This is a genomic window from Actinacidiphila sp. bgisy144 (assembly GCF_057708105.1).
Genome location: NZ_JBYIRM010000003.1, coordinates 112,514 through 133,293 on the forward strand (window position 1 = coordinate 112,514; position 20,780 = coordinate 133,293).

The following is a 20,780-nucleotide window of genomic DNA, read 5'->3' on the forward strand; positions in this document are numbered from 1 at the left end:
GCATAAGGGACACAGGCGGCCGGGGCGGCCATAAGCTGAGCCTTATGGGTGAAGCGCTGACCGGGAGCAACGCCGTGTGGGAGTTCGAGCCCGACGCCGTGGTGATCCGGTACAGCAGAGGGGTGCGCGGGTCGCGGCTGCTCCAGGCGCTCGGTGAGCGGCGGGTGCCGCACGAGGCCCTGGCGGACGTGGAACTGGTGCCCGGCCGCCGCGGCACCCTGGTCCTGCGGGCGACCCCGCGGCCGGGCGCCGACCCGCTCATGGAGGTCGCCGGCGGCCAACTGCGGGAGAGCGCCGACCCCTACCGGCTGGTGCTGCCCGAGCAGAGCGCGTCGCTCGCCGAGACCGCCCGGGACGTGCTGCTGGCCGCCGTCCGCGCCGCCGCGGCCGGCACCGACCCGGCCGGCCCGCGCTTCCTCGTCCCGGCCCCCTCGGCGCCGCGCTCCTTCAAGGCGTACGACGCGAAGGCCACGTTCGACGGCCGGACGGTCGGCTTCCACTGGTTCCGCACCGGCGCGTCCACCGCCAAGTGGAACTCCGGGGACCAGACGTTTCCGGTCGAGGAGCTGAGCGGCGTCGAGTGGCGCTCGCCCGAGCAGGTCCACGGGCATCTGCGGCTGGTGCCGCGGGAGCGGACGGAGCCGCCGCCCGCCGCCGACCGCGACCCCGCCAGCGTCGTCTTCGGGCTCGGGTACGGCTCCGTGCACGAGTCGCTGCCGTTCGCCGCGGCCGTGCTCGCCGCGATCCGCACCGCCCGGGTCCGCCCGTAGCGGCTGCCGGGCTCAGGCCGTGCGATTCGGGGAGTGCGCGGCCGCGTACGTGTCGATCTTGCGGTCCAGCACCGTCAGGGTGCCCTGGAGTTCGGCGATGCGCCGCACCACGTCCGCCCGGGTCGACTCCAGCAGGGCGTGCCGCTCGCCGAACGTGTGCTCCCCGGCGCGCACCAGTTCCGCGTACGCCACCATGTCCGCGACCGGCATCCCCGTCAGCCGCAGGTTCCCCACGAACGCCAGCCAGTCCAGGTCGCGGTTGGTGAAACGGCGCTGGCCGGTGTGGGAGCGGTCCACGTGCGGCATCAGCCCGATCCGCTCGTACCACCGCAACGTGTGGGCGCTCAGCCCGGTGAACGCCGCGACCTCGCCGATCGTGTACTGGTCCTGGCCGTCCGGACGCATATGCGGCTCAGGTGCTGCGCAGTGCGCCTCGGTATCCGTCTGCCTCTGACCCACCCGCACCACTGTCATACCCCCCACGCTAAGACCTTCGAGCGCACTCCAGGCAAGGGGGTTCGGGGTGCCCCCGACCCCCCGGGGTGGGTGGTGCCTGCCGGCTGAGGGACCACCCCCCGGTGGTGGGCTGGTCGCGCCGTTCTCCCCCAGAGCTTCGCCTGGGAGGTACCCCCACGCGCCCCTGGATTCGCCCGGGTACTCCCGCGGAAGAAGCTCGCGCCCCAAAGGGGCGCGGGGAACGGCGCGACCAGCCACCGCGGACTGCAAGGTCCCGCAACTCCGCGGAGGGGGCACCCCGTAGGGTCAGGTCCATGGAGAGCTTGGCGATGATCGGGCAGTGGCCGGTGGCGAACGCCGCCGCGGGCGTGGTCCGGGCGGACGGAACCGTGGCGGGGACGTACGGCGACCTCCACCGGAGGTACCCCCTGGCGTCGGTGACGAAGCCGCTCGCGGCGTACGCGGTGCTGGTCGCGTGGGAGGAGGGCGTCTTCGAGCTGGACGACCCGGCGGGCCCGCAGGGCTCGACGGTACGGCACCTGCTCGCCCACACCTCGGGGCTCGCCTTCGACGCCGAGAAGGTCCTCGCCCTGCCCGGAACACGCCGCATCTACTCCAACACCGGCTTCGAGGCGCTGGGCGAAGCGCTGACGAAGGCCGCGGGCATCCCGTTCGCGGAGTACGCCCGCCAGGCGGTGCTGGAGCCGCTCGGCATGGCGGACACCGCGCTGGAGGGCTCACCCGCCGCGGACGGCGTCTCCACGGTCGCGGACCTGCTGAGGTTCGCCGCGGAACTCCAGGACCCGCGGCTGCTGCACCCCTCGACCGTCGTGACCGCGACCTCCGTGGCGTTCCCGGGCCTGAAGGGCGTCCTGCCCGGCTACGGCGCGCAGGACCCGAACGACTGGGGCCTGGGCTTCGAGATCCGCGCCACCAAGCGCCCGCACTGGACCGGCGCCCACTCCTCCCCCGCGACCTTCGGCCACTTCGGCCAGTCCGGCACCTTCCTGTGGGTGGACCCGCGGGCCGGCGCGGCCTGCGCGGTGCTGACCGACCGCCCCTTCGGCGAGTGGGCGACGCAGGCGTGGCCGCCGCTGACCGACGCGGTGCTCGCCGAACTGCCCGCCGCCGGATGACCGGGCAGCCGCAGGAGGAGGTCTGGCCCGCCGGGCGCCGCTATCCCGGCGGGGAGCCGTCGGCCGGAATCGAGACGCTGCACGCGTTCTCCTTCGCGGACTTCTACGACCCGGCGAACCTGCGGTTCGGGATGCTGCTGGCCTGCAACGAGGAGCGCCTCACCCCCGGCGCGGGCTTCGCCGAGCACACGCACCGCGACACCGAGATCGTCACCTGGGTGATCGAGGGCGAGCTGGAGCACCGCGACGCCGACGGCACCGCGACCAGGCTGCGCGCGGGCGACGCCCAACTGCTCAGCGCGGGCGCCGGCGTGCGCCACGTGGAGCGCAACCCCGGCCCCGCGCCCCTGCGCTTCCTCCAGATGTGGCTGCACCCGGACCCGGCCGGCGGCCCGCCCCGGCACACCGTCGCCGCCGGCGCCGTACCGGCCGGGCCGGGGCTGTTCCCGCTCGCCTCCGCCGCCCCGGGCGCCGCGCTGCCGCTGCGCCAGCCGCACGCCGCGCTGCACCTGGCCCGCGGCGCGCAGGACCTGCCGGCCGCCCCGTTCCAGTACGTGCATGTGCTGCGCGGCCGGGTCCGGATCGGCGCCGCGCGGCTCGGCCCGGGCGACGCCCTGCGCGCCACCGACGCCCCCGCGCGGCGGGCCGACTCGGCCCCGGACGCGGAGTACCTGGTCTGGCGGATGACCGCCGAGCCCACCTACGGATGACCGAAACGGACAACCCGCCCCCCGAGTGACCGCGGCCATAAGGCAGGCTTGGACCGTGCCTCCTTCCGCGCAGAACCCGCCGCAGCGGCCGTCCCGGCCCGCCCGATCCGAGCCGCCCCGCGGCGACCACACCGCGACCCTGCGCCGGCTGGAGAAGTCCGCCGGGCGGCTGGCCGCACACGCCATCGCGCGGATGGACGAGCAACTGCCCTGGTACCGGGCGATGCCCCCGGAGAACCGCAGCTGGATCGGGCTCGTCGCGCAGGCCGGTATCGCCGCGTTCACCGAGTGGTTCCGCCACCCCGAGGCACCGCAGGCGATCAGCACCGACGTCTTCGGCACCGCCCCGCGCGAGCTGACCCGGGCGATCTCGCTGCGCCAGACCGTGGAGATGGTGCGCACCACCATCGAGGTCATGGAGTCCGCGATCGACGAGGTGGCCGCGCCCGGCGACGAGGGCGTGCTGCGCGAGGCGCTGCTCGTCTACGCCCGGGAGATCGCCTTCGCCACCGCGCAGGTCTACGCGCAGGCCGCCGAGGCGCGCGGCGCGTGGGACGCCCGGCTGGAGTCGCTGGTGGTCAACGCGGTGCTCTCCGGGGAGGCCGACGAGGGCGTGCTGTCGCGGGCCGCCGCGCTCGGCTGGAACTCGCCGGACAAGATCGTGGTGGTGCTCGGCACCGCGCCCAACGGCGACAGCGAACTGACCGTGGAGGCGATCCGCCGGGCCTCCCGGCACGCGAAGCTCCAGGTGCTGACCGGGGTGCTCGGCGAGCGGCTGGTGGTGATCGCCGGGGGCGACGACGACCCGATCCGGGTGGCGAAGGCCCTGATCGGGCCGTTCGCGCCGGGTCCGGTGGTGGCCGGCCCGGTGGTCGGCGACCTGCTGTCGGCGACCCGGTCCGCGCAGGCCGCGGCCGCCGGGCTCAAGGCGTGCCGGGCCTGGCCGGACGCGCCACGCCCGGTACTCACCGACGATCTGCTGCCGGAGCGTGCGATGGCGGGCGACCGCTATGCTCGCAGTCAGCTGGTGGAGGAGATCTACAGGCCGCTGGAAGAGGCGGGCTCGGCGCTACTGGAGACTCTGAGTGTCTACCTGGAGCAGGCGTCCTCGCTGGAAGGGGCCGCGCGCATGCTGTTCGTGCACCCCAATACGGTGCGCTACCGGCTACGACGTGTGACCGACGTCACCGGCTGGTCACCCTCCGACGTACGTTCGGCGTTCACCCTGCGCATCGCCCTGATCCTGGGCCGACTCTCCGACAAGGACCCGCGGCGCTGACACGTTTGTTGGACACCCACAAATCGGCTGACACTTCTTCGTCCTTGTCCCCACGGGCGGTGACACCCGCCCGCGAGAGAGAGTGTGAACGTGCTCGTACTCGTCGCTCCCGGCCAAGGCGCCCAGACGCCCGGCTTCCTGTCTCCCTGGCTCGACCTGCCCGGCGCTGCCGACCGGCTCGCGGGCTGGTCCGACGCGGTCGGCCTCGACCTCGTCCACTACGGCACGAAGGCCGACGCGGACGAGATCCGCGACACCAAGGTGGCCCAACCGCTGCTGGTGGCAGCCGGGTTGCTGTCCGCCGGTGAGCTCGGCGTGTTCCGCGACGGCGCCGCCGGGCGGCCCGACGCGGTCGCCGGGCACAGCGTCGGCGAGATCACCGCGGCGGTGCTCGCCGGCGTGCTGACCGAGCAGGACGCGCTGGCGTTCGTGGCCGCCCGCGGCCGGGCGATGGCCGAGGCGGCCGCGGTCACCGAGACCGGCATGTCCGCGGTGCTCGGCGGCGACCAGGACACGGTCGTCGCCCACCTGGCCGGGCTGGGGCTGACCCCGGCGAACATCAACGGCGCCGGGCAGATCGTGGCGGCCGGCACCCTGGAGCAGCTGGCGGCACTCGCCGAACAGAAGCCCGAGGGCGCCCGGGTCCGGCCGCTGGCGGTGGCCGGCGCGTTCCACACCGACCACATGGCGCCGGCGGTGGCCGCGCTGGAGGCCCTCGCGCCGACGCTGACCGTTTCCGACCCGTCGCTGCCGTATGTCTCGAACGCGGACGGGCAGAAGGTGGACAAGGGCGCGGACGTCGTGGGCCGGCTGGTCAACCAGGTCTCGCACCCGGTGCGCTGGGACCTGTGCATGGAAACGTTCAAGCAGCTCGGGGTCACCGCGATCATCGAGGTCTCCCCCGGCGGCACGCTGGTGGGTATCGCCAAGCGCGCCCTGCCCGGCGTCCGCACCCTGGCGCTGAAGACACCGGACCAGCTCGACGCCGCGCGCGAGCTGGCCGCGGAGGCGGCGGGCGTTCCGCCGCAGGACCGACCGGAAGACGCCCCCTCCCAGGACGCGACGAAGGAGCACCCGCAGCGATGACAGCGAAGATCAGCCCCAGCAAAGGTGCTCCGTACGCCCGCATCGTCGGCGTGGGCGGCTACCGCCCGGTCCGGGTGGTGCCCAACGAGGTGATCCTCGAGCACATCGACTCCAGCGACGAGTGGATCAGGTCCCGCTCCGGGATCGCCTCCCGGCACTGGGCCGGGCCGGACGAGACGGTCGCCGAGATGTCGATCGAGGCCGCCGGCAAGGCGATCGCCGACGCCGGGCTCGACGCCGCCGACATCGACGCGGTCGTGGTCGCGACCGTCTCGCACTTCAAGCAGACCCCGGCGATCGCCACCGAGATCGCCCACCGGATCGGCGCGGGCAAGCCGGCCGCGTTCGACATCTCGGCCGGCTGCGCGGGCTTCACCTACGGCCTGACCCTCGGCAAGGGCATGATCACCGACGGGTCCGCCCGGCACGTCCTGGTGATCGGCGTGGAGCGGCTCAGCGACCTCACCGACAAGGAGGACCGGGCGACCGCGTTCCTCTTCGGCGACGGCGCGGGCGCGGTCGTGCTCGGCCCGGCCAAGCAGCCCGCCATAGGGCCGACCGTCTGGGGCTCGGAGGGCGACAAGGCCGGCACCATCACCCAGACGGTGGCGTGGGACGCGTTCCGCTCCAGCGACACCTCGCAGCTGCCGGTCGACACCCGCGGCGAGGTCAAGTTCCCCGCGATCACGCAGGAGGGCCAGGCGGTCTTCCGCTGGGCGGTGTACGAGATGGCCCGGGTCGCCCAGGAGGCGCTGGACGCCGCCGGCGTGGCCGCCGAGGACCTCGACGCCTTCATCCCGCACCAGGCCAACATGCGGATCATCGACTCCATGATCAAGGCCCTCAAGCTGCCCGAACACGTCGCGGTCGCCCGGGACATCGAGACCACCGGCAACACCTCGGCGGCCTCCATCCCGCTGGCGATGGAGCGGCTGCTCGCCTCCGGTGCGGCCAAGAGTGGCGACACCGCACTGATCATCGGTTTCGGGGCGGGGCTGGTCTACGCGGCCACGGTCGTTACTCTCCCCTAGACACACCTCGCGGCGCCGCAGTCCCGCACGCCGCATCGCACAGCAACACATCAAGGAGCGCCGTAAAGATGGCCACCAAGGAAGAGATCGTCGCGGGTCTCGCCGACATCGTGAACGAGATCGCCGGCATCCCCACCGAGGACGTGCAGCTCGACAAGTCCTTCACCGACGACCTGGACGTCGACTCGCTGTCCATGGTCGAGGTCGTCGTGGCGGCCGAGGAGCAGTTCAACGTGAAGATCCCGGACGACGACGTCAAGAACCTCAAGACGGTCGGCGACGCGGTCGACTACATCCTCAAGGCCCAGGGCTGAGCGGACCCCACCGCGGCCTCATCCCCCGCCGCGGGTCCCCGGCGGACCTGTGAACACCCGGACGACGCGCCTGTCGCCCGCCCTTCTAGACGTGGAGAGACAATTCCTGTGAGCCCGACCAATCGCACCGTGGTCGTCACCGGTATCGGAGCAACCACACCTCTGGGTGGCGACAGCGCGTCGACCTGGGACGCCATGCTGGCCGGCCGTTCCGGTGTCCGGACGCTTACGCAGGACTGGGCCGCCGAACTGCCGGTGCGGATCGCGGCCGGCATCGCGGTGGAGCCGGGCGAGGTCCTGCCCCGCCCGGTCGCCCGCAAGCTCGACCGCAGCGCGCAGTTCGCGCTGATCGCCGCGCGCGAGGCGTGGGCCGACGCCGGGTTCACCGCGAAGGCCGGGGAGGACCCCTCGGTCGACCCGGACCGGCTCGGCACGGTGATCGCCTCCGGCATCGGCGGCGTCACCACCCTGCTCGACCAGTACGACGTTCTGAAGAACCAGGGGGTCCGCAAGGTCTCCCCGCACACCGTGCCGATGCTGATGCCCAACAGCCCGGCCGCGAACGTCGGTATCGACGTCAACGCCCGCGCGGGCGTCCACACCCCCGTCAGCGCCTGCGCGTCCGGCGCGGAGGCGATCGGCTACGCGATCGAGATGATCCGCACCGGCCGGGCCGACGTGGTGGTGGCCGGCGGCACCGAGGCGGCGATCCACCCGCTGCCGATCGTGGCGTTCGGCAACATGATGGCGATGTCCAAGAACAACGAGGACCCGCAGGGCGCGTCCCGTCCCTACGACGCTGCCCGCAACGGCTTCGTGCTCGGCGAGGGCGCCGGCGTGGTGGTCCTGGAGTCCGCGGAGCACGCGGCGGCGCGCGGCGCGCGGGCCTACTGCGAAGCGGTCGGCCAGGGCATCTCGGCCGACGCGCACCACATCACGCAGCCGGAGCCGTCCGGCCGCGGGATCGCGTCCGCGCTCCAGCACCTGCTGGAGAACACGGACATCAAGCCGGCGGAGATCGTGCACGCCAACGCGCACGCGACGTCCACCCCGCAGGGGGACATCGCCGAACTCAAGGCGCTGCGCAAGGTGTTCGGCGACGACGTCGACCACATCGCGATCTCCGCGACCAAGTCGATGACCGGGCACCTGCTCGGCGGGGCCGGCGGGATCGAGACGGTCACGACGGTGCTCGCGCTCCACCACCGGATCGCGCCGCCCACGATCAACCTGGTCAACCCGGACCCCGAGATGGACGCGGACGTCGTCCGCGACCAGCCCCGTGAGCTGCCTACCGGCACCATCGCCGCGTTGAACGACTCCTTCGGGTTCGGCGGGCACAACGTCGTCCTCGCGCTCCGGACACTGCCGCAGTAACGGGACCTTCCGGGCTGCCCGGACCCGTAGTCCCAGGACCTTGCGGTCCGTGGGTGGCTCGTCGCGCAGTTCCCCGCGCCCCTTGGGGCGCGCCGCGTGCTTGCCCCGGGAGTACCCGGGCAAATCCAGGTGGCGCTGGGGGCACCTCCCAGGCGAAGCGCTCTGGGGGCGGAACGGCGCGACAAGCCCCCCACCGGCAGGTGGTCCCTGAACCGACAGAACGCACCACCCCGGGGGGTCCAGTTACCCCGGGAAGCTGGCGAAGTACGCCGCGGCCATGTCGTCTCCGCCGTGTCCTTGGTCGAGGGCACGGCGGAAGCGTTCCGCGCCCGCGGCGGCGACGTCGAGCCGGACCCCGCGCCGTTCCGCCGCGTCGACGATGAGCGTGAGGTCCTTGAGCGCACCCTCGACCGTGAAGGACGGGGAGTAGTCGCCGGCGCGGATCGCGGACGCCTTGAGGCGGAGGTAGGGCGTGTCCATCGGGCCGCCCTCGATGGCCTCGAAGAAGCGGTCGGGGTCGACCCCGAGCCCCTTCGCGAGCGCCATCACCTCGCCGGCGGCGTTCGTGATGGCCAGCACCCAGCTGTTGAGCACCAGTTTGAGCGCGCTGGCGGCGCCGCCGTCCCCGTCGTCGCCGACATGGATCACCTTGCTGCCGATCGCTTCGAAGACCGGCCCGGCCAGCGCCCTGGCAGCGGCGGGCCCGGCCACGAGCACCGTCAACTGACCGCTCTCGGCAGGCGCTTTGGTGCCGAGGACGGGTGCGTCGAGAAAGAGCAGCCCGCCCGCCGCGGCGACGGCGGCGAGTTCGCTCTGCGCGTCCGGCCCGACCGTGCTGCTCTGCACCCACACCGCGCCCCGGGTCAGCGCGGGCCCGGCGGTGCGCATCACGTCGAGCACGGCGGGGCCGTCGAGCAGCATCGTGAGCACCACGTCCGCGCCGGCGACCGCCGCCGCGGGGTCCGCGGTGACCTGGACCCCGGCGTCGGAGAGCGGCTGCGCGCGGGCAATCGTACGGTTCCAGGCGCGGACGTCGTGTCCGGCGGCGGCGAGGTTGCGGGCCATACCGGCGCCCATGATGCCGGTGCCCAGGACTGCGACGGTGAGCTTCTGCGATGACATGCCAGCAGGCTATTGCCCCGGCGCGGCGAACGCGGGAGGGCGTACGGCGGGGGCGGGCGCGGTCGTCCGGCTGGTCGTACCTCAGACCACCTGGTGCAGCCAGCGCACCGGGGCGCCCTCGCCGGCGTAGCGGAAGGGCTCCAGTTCGTCGTCCCAGGGCTTGCCGAGCAGGCGGGACAGCTCGGCCTCGAGGTCGGCCTCGCCCTTGCGGGCGCGCTGCATGGCCGCGCGCAGCCGGTCCTCGGGGATGAGGATGTCGCCGTGCATGCCGATGACCGCGTGGAAGATGCCGAGTTCGGGGGTCGCGCTGTAGCGCTCGCCCTCGGCGGTCGCACACGGCTCCGCGGTCACCTCGAAGCGTACGAGCTGCCAACCGCGCAGCGCGGACGCGAGTTTCGAGGCGGTGCCGGGCTCACCCTGCCAGGAGAACTCGGCGCGCCAGGTGCCCGGAGCCGCGGGCTGCCGGACCCAGTCGAGGTTGACACGCACGCCGAGGACGCCCGCGACGGCCCACTCCACATGTGGGCACAGCGCGCGCGGTGCGGCGTGCACGTACAGAACTCCACGTGTCGTCACCGGTTCCTCCAGTGTGGGACGAGGTTCGCCTTCCCCAGCGGCCTCACCCTCGTACTGGTTGAACCCGGGGCAACATGCCACATTCTGCACTATTCAGCTGAATCAGGACAACTTCCGTCCTGTCGTCCGCCGGACGTCGACCTCCCGTCAGATCGGTACACCTGTCAGGGGAAAAGCTACCCTGCGACGTCTTCCCGGGGGTGGCGTACGGTCGGGCCGACGGCAGATGTCACCCACTCGTCGGAGGGAACCGGGAGGAGAAAGCGCATGCGCAAGCTGTCGGGACTTGCTCTGGCACTCACCGTGACCGCTGCTCTGCTGGGCGGATGCGGTGCCGGCGGCGGCGCGCCGGACGGTGGCCGACGGACGGCTGCCGCACACACGTCGCATTCCGCGACCGCCACCGCGCCGCGCTCGGGCTCCCCTTCGGCGCCGCCCTCGGCGTCCGCCGCGCCGTCCGCCGCCGCGCGCCCGCCCGCCCGGCCGTGGAACACCCGCCCGGGCAGCGTCGCCGCGATCGGCGACTCCATCACCCGCGGCTTCGACGCCTGCCACCCGCTGTCGGACTGCCCGGACGTCTCCTGGGCGACCGGCGGCCGGCAGCAGGTGGACAGCGTCAGCGCCCGGCTGGGCGCGGCCCGCAGCTGGAACCTGGCGCAGTCCGGGGCGCACGCCGCCGACCTGCCCGCCCAGGCGCGGGCCGCCGCGGCCCACCACCCGGCGATGGTGACGGTCCTCATCGGCGCGAACGACGCGTGCGCGGCCGACACCGGCACGATGACGTCCGTCGCCGCCTTCCGCGCCTCCGTCGCCGCCACCCTGGCGTACCTGCACCGCGCGCTGCCGGCCACGCAGGTGCTGGTGGCGAGCATCCCCGACCTGGAGCGGCTGTGGTCGGTCGGCCGCTCCAACCTGCTGGGCCGCGAGGTGTGGAAGCTCGGCCTGTGCCCCACGATGCTCGACGACCCGACCTCCGACAGCGCCGCCGCCACCCAGCGCCGCACCGCGGTGCGCACCCGGGTGCAGGCGTACAACACGGTGCTCGGGCAGGTCTGCGCGACCTACCGGCGCTGCCGCTACGACGGCGGCGCCGTCTTCGCCTACCGCTTCGGCACCGGCGACCTCAGCACCTGGGACTGGTTCCACCCGAACCAGCAGGGGCAGTCCCAACTGGCCCGCATCATGGCGGCGGTGGCGTCCCGCCCGCCGAGCTAGGGCCTTCCGGACGGGGCTGCTACGGCTTTTCGGGCGGGGTCGCGGGCGGGGCTTCCGCCGGGTGCGGCAGGGGCGCGGTCAGGCGCGGGTCGGCGCTGGAGCGGCCCGCGTCGAGGACGTACGGGCCCGGCTCCGGCCGCCAGGCGCCCGCCGCCTCGTCCCAGAACTCCGCGGCCCGCGACGGCACGCGCAGCACCGCTTCGGCGCTCTCGCCCGGCGCCGCCGCCACCGCGGTGAAGGCGGCCAGCCGCCGGGTGCCGCCGGGCGGCGTGAGGTAGAGCTGCACGACCTCCCGCCCGGCCCGGCCGCCGCTGTTGCGCACCGCGACCCGGACCGTGGCCAACACGCCCTCGTCCGCGGACGGTTGCGCCTCGATCGCGGTGTACTCCCAAGAGGTGTAGCCCAGTCCGTGCCCGAAGGGGTAGGCCGGGTCGGGGCCGCCGCGGGCGGCCCAGGCGCGGTAGCCGATGAACAGGCCCTCGTCGTAGGCGAGTTCGCCCTCTACCGGGGTGACCTGGGAGACCGGGGCGTCGGTGAGGCTCGCCGGCCAGGTGGTGGGCAGCCGGCCGCCCGGCTCCTCGGCGCCCAGCAGCACGTCGGCGAGCGCCGCGCCCGCCTCCTGGCCGGGGAACCACGCCAGCAGCACCGCCGCGACCTCCTCGCGCCACGGCAGCTCCACCGGCGCACCGGCGTTGACCACCACCACCGTGCGGGGGTTGACCGCGGCCACCCGCGCCACCAGCTCGTCCTGCCGCCCCGGCAGCCGCAGGCCGGTCCGGTCGAAGCCCTCGGACTCCACCCGCTCGGTGGTCGCCACGACCACCACCGCCGTCTCGGCCGCGGCCGCCACCGCGACCGCCTCCGCCAGCAACTCCTCCGGGTCCCGCTCCGGTTCGCCGTGCAGCAGGCTGAACCCGACTGCCTGGATCGGCAGTTCGGCCAGTTCCGGCGGCAGCGTGTAGCGCAGCGCCACCTCGACCGGTTCGCCCGCGGGCAGTTCGACGCCGCCGCGCTCGGCCGGGCGGCCGAAGAACGCCTCGAACGGGTCCTCGTGCGGGTCGGACTGCACCCCGTCGAAGAGCACCTGGCCGGCGACCTCCAGCCGGAAGCCGCCGTTGCCGCGGGTGCCGAAGCGGTGCGCGCCCGCCACGGCCGGGACGAACACGCCGCGCACCTCGACCGCGCTCAGCTCCTCGTAGGCCACGCCCTCGGGCAGGTCGCCCATCCACTGCACCTGGCCGCTGGGCAGCGGCTCGCTGCCCAGCTCCCGGCCGCCCGCGTCCAGCGCGACCGCGCGCAGTGTGAACCCCTCGCCGGCGGGCGCCAGTTCGTCGCTCGGGTCGGCGCCCGTGGCGTACACCAGCGGCACCTGGCGCGGCAGCGCGGCCCGCAGCCCGTCCAGCGGCGAGACCACGTGGTCGGGGAAGACCTGCGCGGAGCCGCCGCCGAGGACGCGGGCGTGCCGGGCGGCGGCGCCGATCAGCGCGATCCCGCCGCCGTACGGGTCGATCGGCAGCGCCGGGCGCCCGGGCCGCGGCGCGTTGCTCAGCAGCACGCAGCCGCGGACCGCGATCTCGCGGGCCAGGGCCGCCCCGTCGACCGCGGGCGGGGGCGCCGCGGCCTCGGCGGGCGCCCCGGCCAGCAGCCCGGCCCGCGCGGCCAGCCGCAGCACGCGCGCGGCCGCCTCGTCGACCAGTTGCTCATCCACCTCGCCGGAGCGGACCGCGGCGGCCAGCGCCTCGCCGTAGACCGTCACCGGGCCGGGCATCGCCAGGTCCAGGCCGCCGCGGATCGCGCCCACCGTGGACCGCGCGCCGAACCAGTCGGAGACCACCACCCCGTCGAAGCCCCACTCCTCGCGCAGCACCCCGCGCAGCAACTGCGCGTGCTCGGTCATCGGCACGCCGTTCACCGCGTTGTACGCCGCCATCACGCCCCAGGGCCGGGCGTCCCGCACGATCGCCTCGAAGGGCGCGAGGTACAACTCGCGCAGGGCCCGCGCGCCGACGGTGTTGTTCACGGTGAAGCGCTCGGTCTCGGCGTCGTTGGCCACGAAGTGCTTGACGGTGACGCCGATGCCGCCGTCCTGCACGCCCCGCACGTAGGCGGTGCCGATCACGCCGGTCAGGTAGGGGTCCTCGCTGTACGCCTCGAAATGCCGCCCGCCGAGCGGGCTGCGGTGGAGGTTCACCGTGGGCGCCAGCAGCACGTGGACGCCCTTGCGGCGCGCCTCCTGGGCCAGCAGCCGGCCGGCCTGGCGGGCCAGCGCGGGGTCCCAGGCGGCCGCGAGGGCGGTGGGGCTGGGCAGCGCGACGGACGGGTCCACCGCGGTCCAGCGCCGGCCCCGTACGCCGATCGGGCCGTCGGACATCACCAGTTCGCCGAGCCCGATCTCCGGCAGCGGGCGCAGCGCCCACATGTCGCGGCCGGCCAGCAGGTCGGCCTTTGCCGCCAGGTCCAGCCGTGCCAGCGCCCGTGCCACCGCCTGTTCGGCCGTGTCCTCGCCCGTGCCCCGCTCCGCCATGCCGCATCCCTTCGCCGATGCCGTCGACCCGTGACCCGTGACCGGTGACCGGTGACCCGCGCCCCAGTATCACCGCGGCACCCCGCCCGGGAGGAGACCCGCGGCGCGCCCGGCGCGGAACGGCGCTCGCCCCCCGGCCGGCGGCCGGGGGGCGAGCGGACGTGCGGTGCGAGGCGGGTCAGACGACGGTGAGCGTCACTGCCACGTTGCCGCGGGTGGCGTTGGAGTACGGGCACACCTGGTGCGCCTTCTCCAGCAGGTCCTTGGCGGTGGCCTCGTCCACGGCCGGGATCGACGCGGCGATCTCGACGGTCAGGCCGTAGCCGCCGCCCTCGACGGTGCCGAAGCCGACCTTCGCGGTGACGCGCGAACCGGAGATGTCCGCCTTCGCCTGGCGGGCCACCACGCCCAGCGCGCCCTGGAAGCAGGCGCTGTAGCCGGCCGCGAAGAGCTGCTCGGGGTTGGTGCCCGCGCCGCTGCCGCCCAGCTCCTTGGGCGGGTTGACCACCACGTCGAGCTTGCCGTCGTCACTCGCGACCCGGCCGTCCCGGCCGTTCTCCGCGGTGGCGACCGCCGTGTACAGGACATTGACGGACTTGATGGTCATGAACGGTTCCTCCTGCGGAACGGTGGTGTGCGCACGCGTGGGACGGGCGTGCGCACGGGGGCGCCAGTGAGGTTCTGCTGCCTGATGAACGATGTCCTTGATATTTCAGCTTGTCAAGGAAACCGCTACCCTCCCTGCATGACCCGCCGCCGCACGGACCCGCTGACCGCCGAAGTCGTCGAGCTGATCGGCACGGTCGTCTCGCAGTACCACCAGGAGTACAGCGCGGCCGCGGCCGGGCACCGCCTGACCGGCACGCAGGCCCGCGTGCTGGCGCTGCTGTCCGCCGGGCCGCTGCCGATGCGCGGCATCGCCGACCGGTTGGGGTGCGAGCCGTCCAACGTCACCGGCATCGTGGACCGGTTGGAGGCGCACGGCCTGGCCGAGCGGCGCCCCGACCCGGCCGACCGCCGGGTGAAGCTCGCCGCGGCCACCGACCGGGGGCACGCGGTGGCCGAAGAGTTGGCGGACTCCCTGGAGTTCGGCCGCGAGCGGCTGGCGGCGCTGTCGGCCGCGGAGCGCGGCACCCTGCGGGACCTGCTCGCCCGGATGCTCGGCTGAGGCCGGGCGGGCGCGGGTCGCCGCGCCCGGCCGGTCAGTTGCACCACCACAGGACCTGGTTGCAGGTCGTCTGCGACGGGGACGGGGTGGCCGAGGTGGCCGGCGGGCTCGTGGTCGTGGCCGTCGGGCTGTGGCTGGTGGGCTTGGCGCTGATCGTGCCGGTCACCGGCGGCGCCTGGCTGGTCGAGGTGCGGCCGGGCGTGGCGGTGGGCGACGCCGTACCGGACGCCGTGGGCGAGCCGCCGGCCGAGGCGGAGGAGGACGTGTGCGGGGTGCCGCTCGGCGCGGGCTGCTCCGGGCCGGTGGCCTCGGGCGAGGCGTCGCCGGAGGTGGGGGCGGGCGGGTTCTGGTCGACCGGACCCGCGGGCGTGCCGTCGCTGCCGGAGCCGCCGGACAGCGCGGCCACCGAGAGCATCGCCGCGGCGCCCACCACGGCGATCGCGCCGATGCCGTAGACCGTGGCGCGCTGGCGTCCGCGCCGGGCGCGGCGCGCCGCCCGGCCGCGTTCGGCGAGCCGGCGCGCGGCGCGCCCGCCGGTGCGCGGGCCGTCGCCGGCGGGGCCGTCGTCCTCGGCGCCGAGCGCGGGCAGCTGGGCGGTCTCCCCCACCGCGGGCGGCAGGAGCCCGTCGGCCGGGGCCCCGCATCCCGGGCACGAGTAGGCGCCGTTGAGATGCCGCCGGCACGCATAGCAGTAGTCCATGGCGGAAGGGACACTAGGGGACGGCTGAGGCGAGAGGGAACCCTCGCCATCCGCTTGCCACGGCTTTGCCCGGAAACTCCGCTCGGAACAGGGCTCCGGCGCAACCCGGGACGGGCCCGGCGGCGAGTCCCGCGGCGGGCGCGTAAAGAAAGCGTCAAGGCACGGGCAAGTCACACCGCGCCAGGCCCGTTTTGCCGGGGATTGCGGGCACCTACGGCTTGACGGGCACCCCGCCGACTCCTTCTAATTAGGCTTACCTAAGCTGGACCGGAGCGCTCCCAGCGTCTTCTCAGCGTCCTCCCAGCTTTCGTCCCACCCGTCCGCAGATTCGTTTCCGCCCGAGCCCGGCCCCGCGCCGGCACCGAGAAGGACCTCTATGCTCCCCACGTTCGTGATCGGACTTCGCGAAGGTCTCGAAGCGGCCCTCATCGTGGGCATCATCGCGTCCTTCCTCGGCCAGCAGGGCCGGCGCGACGCGCTGCGCAAGGTGTGGCTGGGCGTCGGCATCGCGGTGGCGATCTGCGTCGCGGTCGCCGTCGCGCTCCAGATCTTCTCCAGCGACCTGCCGACCCGCCAGCAGGAGCAGTTGGAGACCGTGGTCGGCGCGATCGCCGTGGTCATGGTCAGCTACATGGTGCTGTGGATGCGCCGCCACTCGCGCGACCTGCGCAAGGACCTGGAGGGCGCGGCCGGCCGCGCGCTGTCGGAGGGCTCGGCGTCCGCGCTGGTGCTGATGGCCTTCCTCGCGGTGCTGCGCGAGGGGTTCGAGACGTCGGTGTTCCTGCTCGCGACGTTCAACGAGAGCAACAACCCCTGGTACGGCGGCACCGGCGCCATCCTCGGCATCGTCGTCGCGGCGGCGGTCGGCTACGGCATCTACCGCGGCGGGGTCCGGATCAACCTCTCCCGCTTCTTCCGGATCACCGGCATCGTGCTGATCCTGGTCGCCGCCGGGCTGGTCTCCACCGCGATCATGACCGCGTACGAGGGCGGCTGGATCGCCCGCAACGACCAGGCGTTCGACCTGTCCTGGCTGGTCCGGCCCGGCACGCCGACCTCGTCCGTGGTCACCGGGGTGCTCGGCATCCAGCCGTTCCCGAGCTGGGCGATGGTGATCGGCTGGCTGGTCTACACCGTCCCGATGCTCGCGGTCGTCCTGTGGCCGGCCCGCCGCAAGAAGGCCGCCGCCCCGCACCAGCCGAAGACCGAGCCCGTACAGGCCCGCTGAGGCCGCAACCGCCGCAGGCCGGGGACCCGTTCGGGCCGCCGCCGGCCCGCCCGTACACGCGCCTGGCGCCCTTCGGCGCGCCCGCACCCGCCCCGCACCGCCCGACCCGTCTTCCGCCGCGCCCTGCCCGGCCTCACCAAGGAGCCACCGTGAACCCCGCTGCCACCCACCGCCGAGTCCTGGCCTGCGCCGCGACCGTGATCGCCGCGGGCCTGCTGCTGACCGCCTGCGGCGGCGACAAGGACAAGGGCGCCGCCGGCACCGACGCGAAGGCAGCGGGCGCGAAGACGACCAAGGTCACCGTCACCGTCACCGACAAGGGCTGCGCGCCCAGCCCCGCCAAGGCCCCGGCCGGCACCGTGAAGTTCACCATCACCAACAAGAACTCCGCGAAGGTCACCGAGGCCGAGCTCCAGGACGGCGGCAAGATGCTCGGCGAGAAGGAGAACCTGACCCCGGGCCTGTCCGGCGACTTCACCCTCAACCTCGACAAGGGCACGTACTCCATGTACTGCCCCGGCGCCGACACCAACCGCTCGGCCTTCACCGTCACCGGCGCGGTCAAGAAGACCTGGAAGGACGACCCGCAGCTGGTCGCCGCCACCCAGCAGTACGGCACCTGGATCGACGGCGAGGTCAAGCAGCTCGTCACCACCACCGCCGCGTTCACCGCCGCCGTCAAGGCCGGCAAGCTCGACGAGGCGAAGACCCTCTACGGCAAGGCCCGCATCCACTACGAGCGGATCGAGCCGACCGCGGAGATCTGGGGCGACCTCGACGGCCGGATCGACGGCCGCGCCGACGACGCCGCCACGCCCGCGGACTTCACCGGCTTCCACCGCCTGGAGCAGGCGATCTGGCAGCAGAAGTCGCTGTCCGGCATGGGCAAGCTCGCCGACCAGCTCAACACCGACGTCAAGCAGCTCAACGCCCAGGTGCCGACGGTCGAGTACCAGCCCGCGGTGATCGCCAACGGCGCCACCGACCTGGTCAACGAGATCCAGTCCTCGAAGATCACCGGCGAGGAGGAGCGCTACTCGCACATCGACCTGCTCGACTTCGACGGCAACCTCGCCGGCGCCAACGAGGCGGTCGACGTGCTGATGCCGACGCTGAAGCAGAAGGACCCGGCGCTGGCCACCGAGCTCACCCAGCGGTACCAGGCCACCGCGGCCGCCCTGAAGAAGTACGCCGCCACGCCCGGCTACGAGGACAGCGGCTACGTGGACTACCAGAAGGTCACCGCCGCCCAGCGGCGTACGCTGTCCCAGACCGTGGACGCCTACGCGGAGTCCGTCTCCAAGATCGCCGGAAAGATCGCCTGACCCGTGACCGACAGCACCCCGGACATCACCCCCGGACCCGACGAGCGGCGGCCCGAGCCGGCCGCCGTGAGCCGGCGCCGCCTGCTGGGCGCGGTCGGCGCCGGGGCGGCGGTGGCCGGTGCCGCCGTCGGCGTGGGCGGCACCGTACTGGCCCGCGGCGGCTCCTCCGGCTCGGCCGACGACGGCTCCGGCGGCGCCGCGGGCCGCCAGGTCGTCGCCTTCCGCGACAGCCACCAGGCCGGCATCTCCACCCCGGCGCAGGACCGGCTCTGCTTCGCCACCTTCGACGCGGTGTCCGGCGCGACCCGCGCCGACCTGGCCGACCTGCTCAGCACGTGGACGGCCGCCGCCGAGGCGATGACGCTCGGCAAGCCGGTGCCCGGGGACGCCGGAGACCTCAACACCCCGCCGGACGACACCGGTGAGGCGACGGGCCTGGCCCCGGGCAACCTCACCATCACCGTCGGCTACGGCCCCTCGCTCTTCGACGGCCGCTTCGGGCTCGCCGCGCGCCGCCCCTCGGCGCTCAAGGCGCTGCCGCAGCTGCCCAAGGACAACCTCGACCCGGCGGGCTCCGGCGGCGACCTGTGCGTGCAGGCGTGCGCGGACGACCCGCAGGTCGCCTTCCACGCGGTACGCAACCTGCGCCGCCTCGCGTTCGGCACGCTCGCGCCGCGCTGGATGGAACTCGGCTTCGGCCGCACCTCGTCCACCTCGCCCCAGCAGGCCACCCCGCGCAACCTGCTGGGCTTCAAGGACGGCACCCGCAACATCGACGGCACCGACGCGTCGATGATGGCCCAGCACGTGTGGATCGGCGACGAGGAGCCGCAGCGCTGGGCACGCGGCGGGTCGTACCTGGTCAGCCGGAAGATCCGGATGCGGATGGAGCAGTGGGACCGGGACCGGCTGGGCGACCAGCAGGACGTGTTCGGCCGCTTCAAGTCCAGCGGGGCGCCGCTGACCGGGAAGACCGAGTTCGACACCCCCGACTTCCACGCCAAGTCCGGTGGCCAGTACGTCATTCCGGCCGACGCGCACATCCGGCTGGCCGCCCACGAGAACAACAACGGGCTGCGCATCCTGCGCCGCGGCTACTCCTACACCGACGGGATCGACCCGGAAACCGGTGACCTGATGGGCGGGCTGTTCTTCGTGGCGTTCATGAAGAGCCCGGAGCAGTTCATCACCCTCCAGCGCATCCTCGGGGTGCACGACGCGCTCAACGAGTACATCCAGCACGTCGGCAGCGGGGTGTTCATGGCACCGCCGGGGCTGGCGGCCGGGCAGGACTGGGGCGGGCAGCTCTTCGGCTGAGGGCGCGCCGGTCCGGCGGGGCGGTACGGCGGGGCGGTCCGGCCGGGGCGGCCCAACAGCCGTGCGGTCAGCGGCTGGTCGGCGGGCGGTGGGCCAGCACCCGCCCGCGCAGGGCGACTTCGAGTTCGAAGCGGGCGTCGGCGTCGGCGAGCGCGGGCCCGAACAGGTGCTGCACCTGGTGCAGCCGGCGGCGGGCGGTCTGCGGGTGGATGCCCAGCCGCGCGGCGACGTCGGGGGCGCTGCCGCGGTTGGTCTGGAGCCAGGCCAGCAGTGTCTCGGCGAGCCGCTCACCGCGCTTGGGGGTCAGCGCGTCCAGCGGGCGCAGCCGCCGGTCGGCGATCAGCCGGACCAGCGCCGGGTCGCCGAGCAGCATCAGCTCCGGCAGGCAGCGGTCGCAGTCCACCGGGCCGCCGAGCGGCCCCTCCGGTAAGCACTCCAGGATCGCCCGGGCCCAGCGCAGGGAGTCGGCGGCCAGCGAGGTCGGCACGGTCGGCCCGATCACCGCGGGCCGGGCGTGCAGCACCCGCTGCACCTGCCCGTCGCGCAGGTAGAGCGCGGGTTCGGGCACGAGCAGGTACGGCCGGCGGCCGTCAGTGTCGGCGAGCACCAGGTCCGGCAGCCGGGCGCGGCCGCGGGCCGGGTCCGGTGCGGCCGGTCCCAGCGCCACGCAGGCCACCGCGGCCGGCATCGGCCAGTCCGCGGTGGCGGCCGCCTCCCGTACGGCGTCGGGCGGCGCGCCGGTGGCCAGCAGGTCGAGCAGCCGGTGGCGGCGGCGGCCGAGGGTGCCCGCCTCGTCGGCCTTGGCCTCGGTGTAGCCGCGTACGGCCGCGGAGGCGAGTTCGTCGAGGCAGGCGAAGATCGCCTCGGCGAGCACCACCAGCTGGTCGGTGCCGAGGCCGGAGCGGCGGCCCACCCGGGCGTAGCGCCGCCAGGCGACGCGCCCGCCGAGCCGGTAGGCGGCCTGGAGCGCGTCGAGGCTGCGGCCCTCGGCCAACTCGCCGCGGCCCAGGGCCCGGTGCACCCGCAGCCGGTCCTCGCTGAAGGCGCCGCCGGCCCGGCCCGCGGCGAGCTGCCCGGCGAATTCCAGCAGGGCGCTCTCCACGCCCTGCTGGATTCCGGCGCCGAAATTCCCGGCGAGCGGGCGGGCGAATTCGGGTACCTGGCGCCGTATCTCGCCGATGATCTCGGCGGCGAGCGAGGTCCGCTCTTTTGCGGCCGCCGCGGCGAACTGCGGTGGGAAACGCGTCCGTTGTCCGTCCACCGGTGGCCTCCGTCCGCCGTGCGGCCGGGCGGCGCGGCCGGTCGCGCTGCTGGTCCCGCCACCGGTTCCCGCGCTGGTCCCGCCGCGACCAGGCGGGTTCGCGGCGCGGCGACGGCCGGGTCCCGGCGCCGGTGGCCCACTCGGGAGTATGCGGCGATGTTACCGGTGAGTCAACAGGTGTGACA

20 protein-coding genes are annotated in these 20,780 nt (G+C 74.2%); 13 read left to right on the top strand and 7 right to left on the bottom strand.

The features are described 5' to 3' along the window. Positions 1–44: 44 nt before the first annotated feature. Positions 45–770 carry a DUF4429 domain-containing protein gene (locus tag AC3EVP_RS05090; protein WP_335983203.1) on the top strand — a complete coding sequence of 242 codons (726 nt, stop codon included), beginning with the start codon at positions 45–47 and terminating at the stop codon, positions 768–770. Between the two features lie 12 nt (positions 771–782). On the opposite strand, the gene AC3EVP_RS05095 is transcribed toward AC3EVP_RS05090, so the two are convergent. Further along, positions 783–1,244: a MerR family transcriptional regulator gene (locus tag AC3EVP_RS05095; RefSeq protein WP_335983205.1), complete on the bottom strand. Its 462-nt coding sequence runs from the start codon at positions 1,242–1,244 to the stop codon at positions 783–785. A gap of 296 nt (positions 1,245–1,540) precedes the next feature. Between AC3EVP_RS05095 and AC3EVP_RS05100 the strand changes: the two genes are divergently transcribed. From AC3EVP_RS05100 to AC3EVP_RS05130, 7 genes are all read left to right on the top strand, one after another. Beyond that, on the top strand, positions 1,541–2,362 hold the full coding sequence (locus AC3EVP_RS05100; protein ID WP_435126541.1) for a serine hydrolase domain-containing protein: 822 nt from the start codon (positions 1,541–1,543) through the stop codon (positions 2,360–2,362). After that, the gene (locus tag AC3EVP_RS05105) at positions 2,359–3,072 is read left to right on the top strand and encodes a pirin family protein (protein ID WP_435126544.1); all 714 of its coding nucleotides are present in this window, start codon (positions 2,359–2,361) and stop codon (positions 3,070–3,072) included. Before AC3EVP_RS05100 ends, AC3EVP_RS05105 begins: the two co-directional genes overlap by 4 nt. A 139-nt stretch (positions 3,073–3,211) precedes the next feature. Next, positions 3,212–4,351 (top strand): PucR family transcriptional regulator, encoded by a 1,140-nt coding sequence (locus AC3EVP_RS05110; protein ID WP_335983320.1) that lies wholly within the window; start codon positions 3,212–3,214, stop codon positions 4,349–4,351. Between the two features lie 90 nt (positions 4,352–4,441). Further along, positions 4,442–5,437 (top strand): ACP S-malonyltransferase, encoded by a 996-nt coding sequence (locus tag AC3EVP_RS05115; RefSeq protein ID WP_435126547.1) that lies wholly within the window; start codon positions 4,442–4,444, stop codon positions 5,435–5,437. Next, positions 5,434–6,468, top strand: coding sequence for a ketoacyl-ACP synthase III (locus AC3EVP_RS05120; RefSeq protein WP_435126550.1), 1,035 nt, complete (start codon positions 5,434–5,436; stop codon positions 6,466–6,468). Before AC3EVP_RS05115 ends, AC3EVP_RS05120 begins: the two co-directional genes overlap by 4 nt. 68 nt (positions 6,469–6,536) lie before the next feature. Further along, positions 6,537–6,782, top strand: a complete 246-nt coding sequence (locus AC3EVP_RS05125; RefSeq protein ID WP_335983214.1) for an acyl carrier protein — start codon at positions 6,537–6,539, stop codon at positions 6,780–6,782. Positions 6,783–6,890: 108 nt separating this feature from the next. Then, complete coding sequence (locus tag AC3EVP_RS05130) at positions 6,891–8,159, top strand: beta-ketoacyl-[acyl-carrier-protein] synthase family protein (protein WP_435126554.1); 1,269 nt, start codon at positions 6,891–6,893, stop codon at positions 8,157–8,159. A 243-nt stretch (positions 8,160–8,402) separates the two neighbouring features. On the opposite strand, the gene AC3EVP_RS05135 is transcribed toward AC3EVP_RS05130, so the two are convergent. Then, positions 8,403–9,281, bottom strand: a complete 879-nt coding sequence (locus AC3EVP_RS05135; protein WP_435126557.1) for an NAD(P)-dependent oxidoreductase — start codon at positions 9,279–9,281, stop codon at positions 8,403–8,405. 81 nt (positions 9,282–9,362) lie between these two features. Next, on the bottom strand, positions 9,363–9,857 hold the full coding sequence (locus tag AC3EVP_RS05140; protein ID WP_335983220.1) for a DUF3145 domain-containing protein: 495 nt from the start codon (positions 9,855–9,857) through the stop codon (positions 9,363–9,365). A gap of 267 nt (positions 9,858–10,124) precedes the next feature. Here AC3EVP_RS05140 and AC3EVP_RS05145 point away from each other — a divergent pair, with 267 nt between their 5' ends. Next, positions 10,125–11,072: an SGNH/GDSL hydrolase family protein gene (locus AC3EVP_RS05145; protein WP_435126560.1), complete on the top strand. Its 948-nt coding sequence runs from the start codon at positions 10,125–10,127 to the stop codon at positions 11,070–11,072. A 19-nt stretch (positions 11,073–11,091) separates the two neighbouring features. Here the strand turns inward: AC3EVP_RS05145 and AC3EVP_RS05150 are convergent, their stop codons facing one another. Together AC3EVP_RS05150 and AC3EVP_RS05155 are read right to left on the bottom strand one after the other, a co-directional pair. Continuing rightward, complete coding sequence (locus AC3EVP_RS05150; RefSeq protein ID WP_435126563.1) at positions 11,092–13,596, bottom strand: beta-glucosidase family protein; 2,505 nt, start codon at positions 13,594–13,596, stop codon at positions 11,092–11,094. A 178-nt stretch (positions 13,597–13,774) separates the two neighbouring features. Next, complete coding sequence (locus AC3EVP_RS05155) at positions 13,775–14,203, bottom strand: organic hydroperoxide resistance protein (RefSeq protein WP_335983226.1); 429 nt, start codon at positions 14,201–14,203, stop codon at positions 13,775–13,777. A gap of 138 nt (positions 14,204–14,341) precedes the next feature. Here AC3EVP_RS05155 and AC3EVP_RS05160 point away from each other — a divergent pair, with 138 nt between their 5' ends. Continuing rightward, positions 14,342–14,764, top strand: coding sequence for a MarR family winged helix-turn-helix transcriptional regulator (locus tag AC3EVP_RS05160; RefSeq protein WP_335983228.1), 423 nt, complete (start codon positions 14,342–14,344; stop codon positions 14,762–14,764). A 34-nt stretch (positions 14,765–14,798) separates the two neighbouring features. On the opposite strand, the gene AC3EVP_RS05165 is transcribed toward AC3EVP_RS05160, so the two are convergent. Beyond that, complete coding sequence (locus AC3EVP_RS05165) at positions 14,799–15,464, bottom strand: SCO2400 family protein (RefSeq protein ID WP_435126568.1); 666 nt, start codon at positions 15,462–15,464, stop codon at positions 14,799–14,801. A 376-nt stretch (positions 15,465–15,840) separates the two neighbouring features. On the opposite strand from AC3EVP_RS05165, the gene efeU reads away from it, so the two are divergent. The 3 genes from efeU (at position 15,841) to efeB (ending at position 19,334) form a co-directional block, all read left to right on the top strand. After that, a complete protein-coding gene (gene efeU, locus AC3EVP_RS05170; protein WP_435126571.1) occupies positions 15,841–16,692 on the top strand; it encodes an iron uptake transporter permease EfeU in 852 nt (283 codons plus the stop codon). A 149-nt stretch (positions 16,693–16,841) separates the two neighbouring features. Continuing rightward, positions 16,842–18,017, top strand: a complete 1,176-nt coding sequence (efeO, locus tag AC3EVP_RS05175) for an iron uptake system protein EfeO (RefSeq protein WP_335983238.1) — start codon at positions 16,842–16,844, stop codon at positions 18,015–18,017. A gap of 3 nt (positions 18,018–18,020) precedes the next feature. Beyond that, complete coding sequence (efeB, locus tag AC3EVP_RS05180; RefSeq protein WP_435126576.1) at positions 18,021–19,334, top strand: iron uptake transporter deferrochelatase/peroxidase subunit; 1,314 nt, start codon at positions 18,021–18,023, stop codon at positions 19,332–19,334. 67 nt (positions 19,335–19,401) lie between these two features. Here the strand turns inward: efeB and AC3EVP_RS05185 are convergent, their stop codons facing one another. Then, complete coding sequence (locus AC3EVP_RS05185; RefSeq protein ID WP_435126579.1) at positions 19,402–20,595, bottom strand: PucR-like N-terminal domain-containing protein; 1,194 nt, start codon at positions 20,593–20,595, stop codon at positions 19,402–19,404. Positions 20,596–20,780: the final 185 nt, after the last annotated feature.

Bases quoted from the DNA above. Each gene is read 5' to 3' on its own strand.
- AC3EVP_RS05090 (WP_335983203.1), top strand. From the start codon at position 45: ATGGGTGAAGCGCTGACCGGGAGCAACGCCGTGTGGGAGTTCGAGCCC.
- AC3EVP_RS05095 (WP_335983205.1), bottom strand. From the start codon at position 1,244: ATGACAGTGGTGCGGGTGGGTCAGAGGCAGACGGATACCGAGGCGCAC.
- AC3EVP_RS05100 (WP_435126541.1), top strand. From the start codon at position 1,541: ATGGAGAGCTTGGCGATGATCGGGCAGTGGCCGGTGGCGAACGCCGCC.
- AC3EVP_RS05105 (WP_435126544.1), top strand. From the start codon at position 2,359: ATGACCGGGCAGCCGCAGGAGGAGGTCTGGCCCGCCGGGCGCCGCTAT.
- AC3EVP_RS05120 (WP_435126550.1), top strand. From the start codon at position 5,434: ATGACAGCGAAGATCAGCCCCAGCAAAGGTGCTCCGTACGCCCGCATC.
- AC3EVP_RS05125 (WP_335983214.1), top strand. From the start codon at position 6,537: ATGGCCACCAAGGAAGAGATCGTCGCGGGTCTCGCCGACATCGTGAAC.
- AC3EVP_RS05135 (WP_435126557.1), bottom strand. From the start codon at position 9,281: ATGTCATCGCAGAAGCTCACCGTCGCAGTCCTGGGCACCGGCATCATG.
- AC3EVP_RS05145 (WP_435126560.1), top strand. From the start codon at position 10,125: ATGCGCAAGCTGTCGGGACTTGCTCTGGCACTCACCGTGACCGCTGCT.
- AC3EVP_RS05150 (WP_435126563.1), bottom strand. From the start codon at position 13,596: ATGGCGGAGCGGGGCACGGGCGAGGACACGGCCGAACAGGCGGTGGCA.
- AC3EVP_RS05155 (WP_335983226.1), bottom strand. From the start codon at position 14,203: ATGACCATCAAGTCCGTCAATGTCCTGTACACGGCGGTCGCCACCGCG.
- AC3EVP_RS05160 (WP_335983228.1), top strand. From the start codon at position 14,342: ATGACCCGCCGCCGCACGGACCCGCTGACCGCCGAAGTCGTCGAGCTG.
- AC3EVP_RS05165 (WP_435126568.1), bottom strand. From the start codon at position 15,464: ATGGACTACTGCTATGCGTGCCGGCGGCATCTCAACGGCGCCTACTCG.
- efeU (WP_435126571.1), top strand. From the start codon at position 15,841: ATGCTCCCCACGTTCGTGATCGGACTTCGCGAAGGTCTCGAAGCGGCC.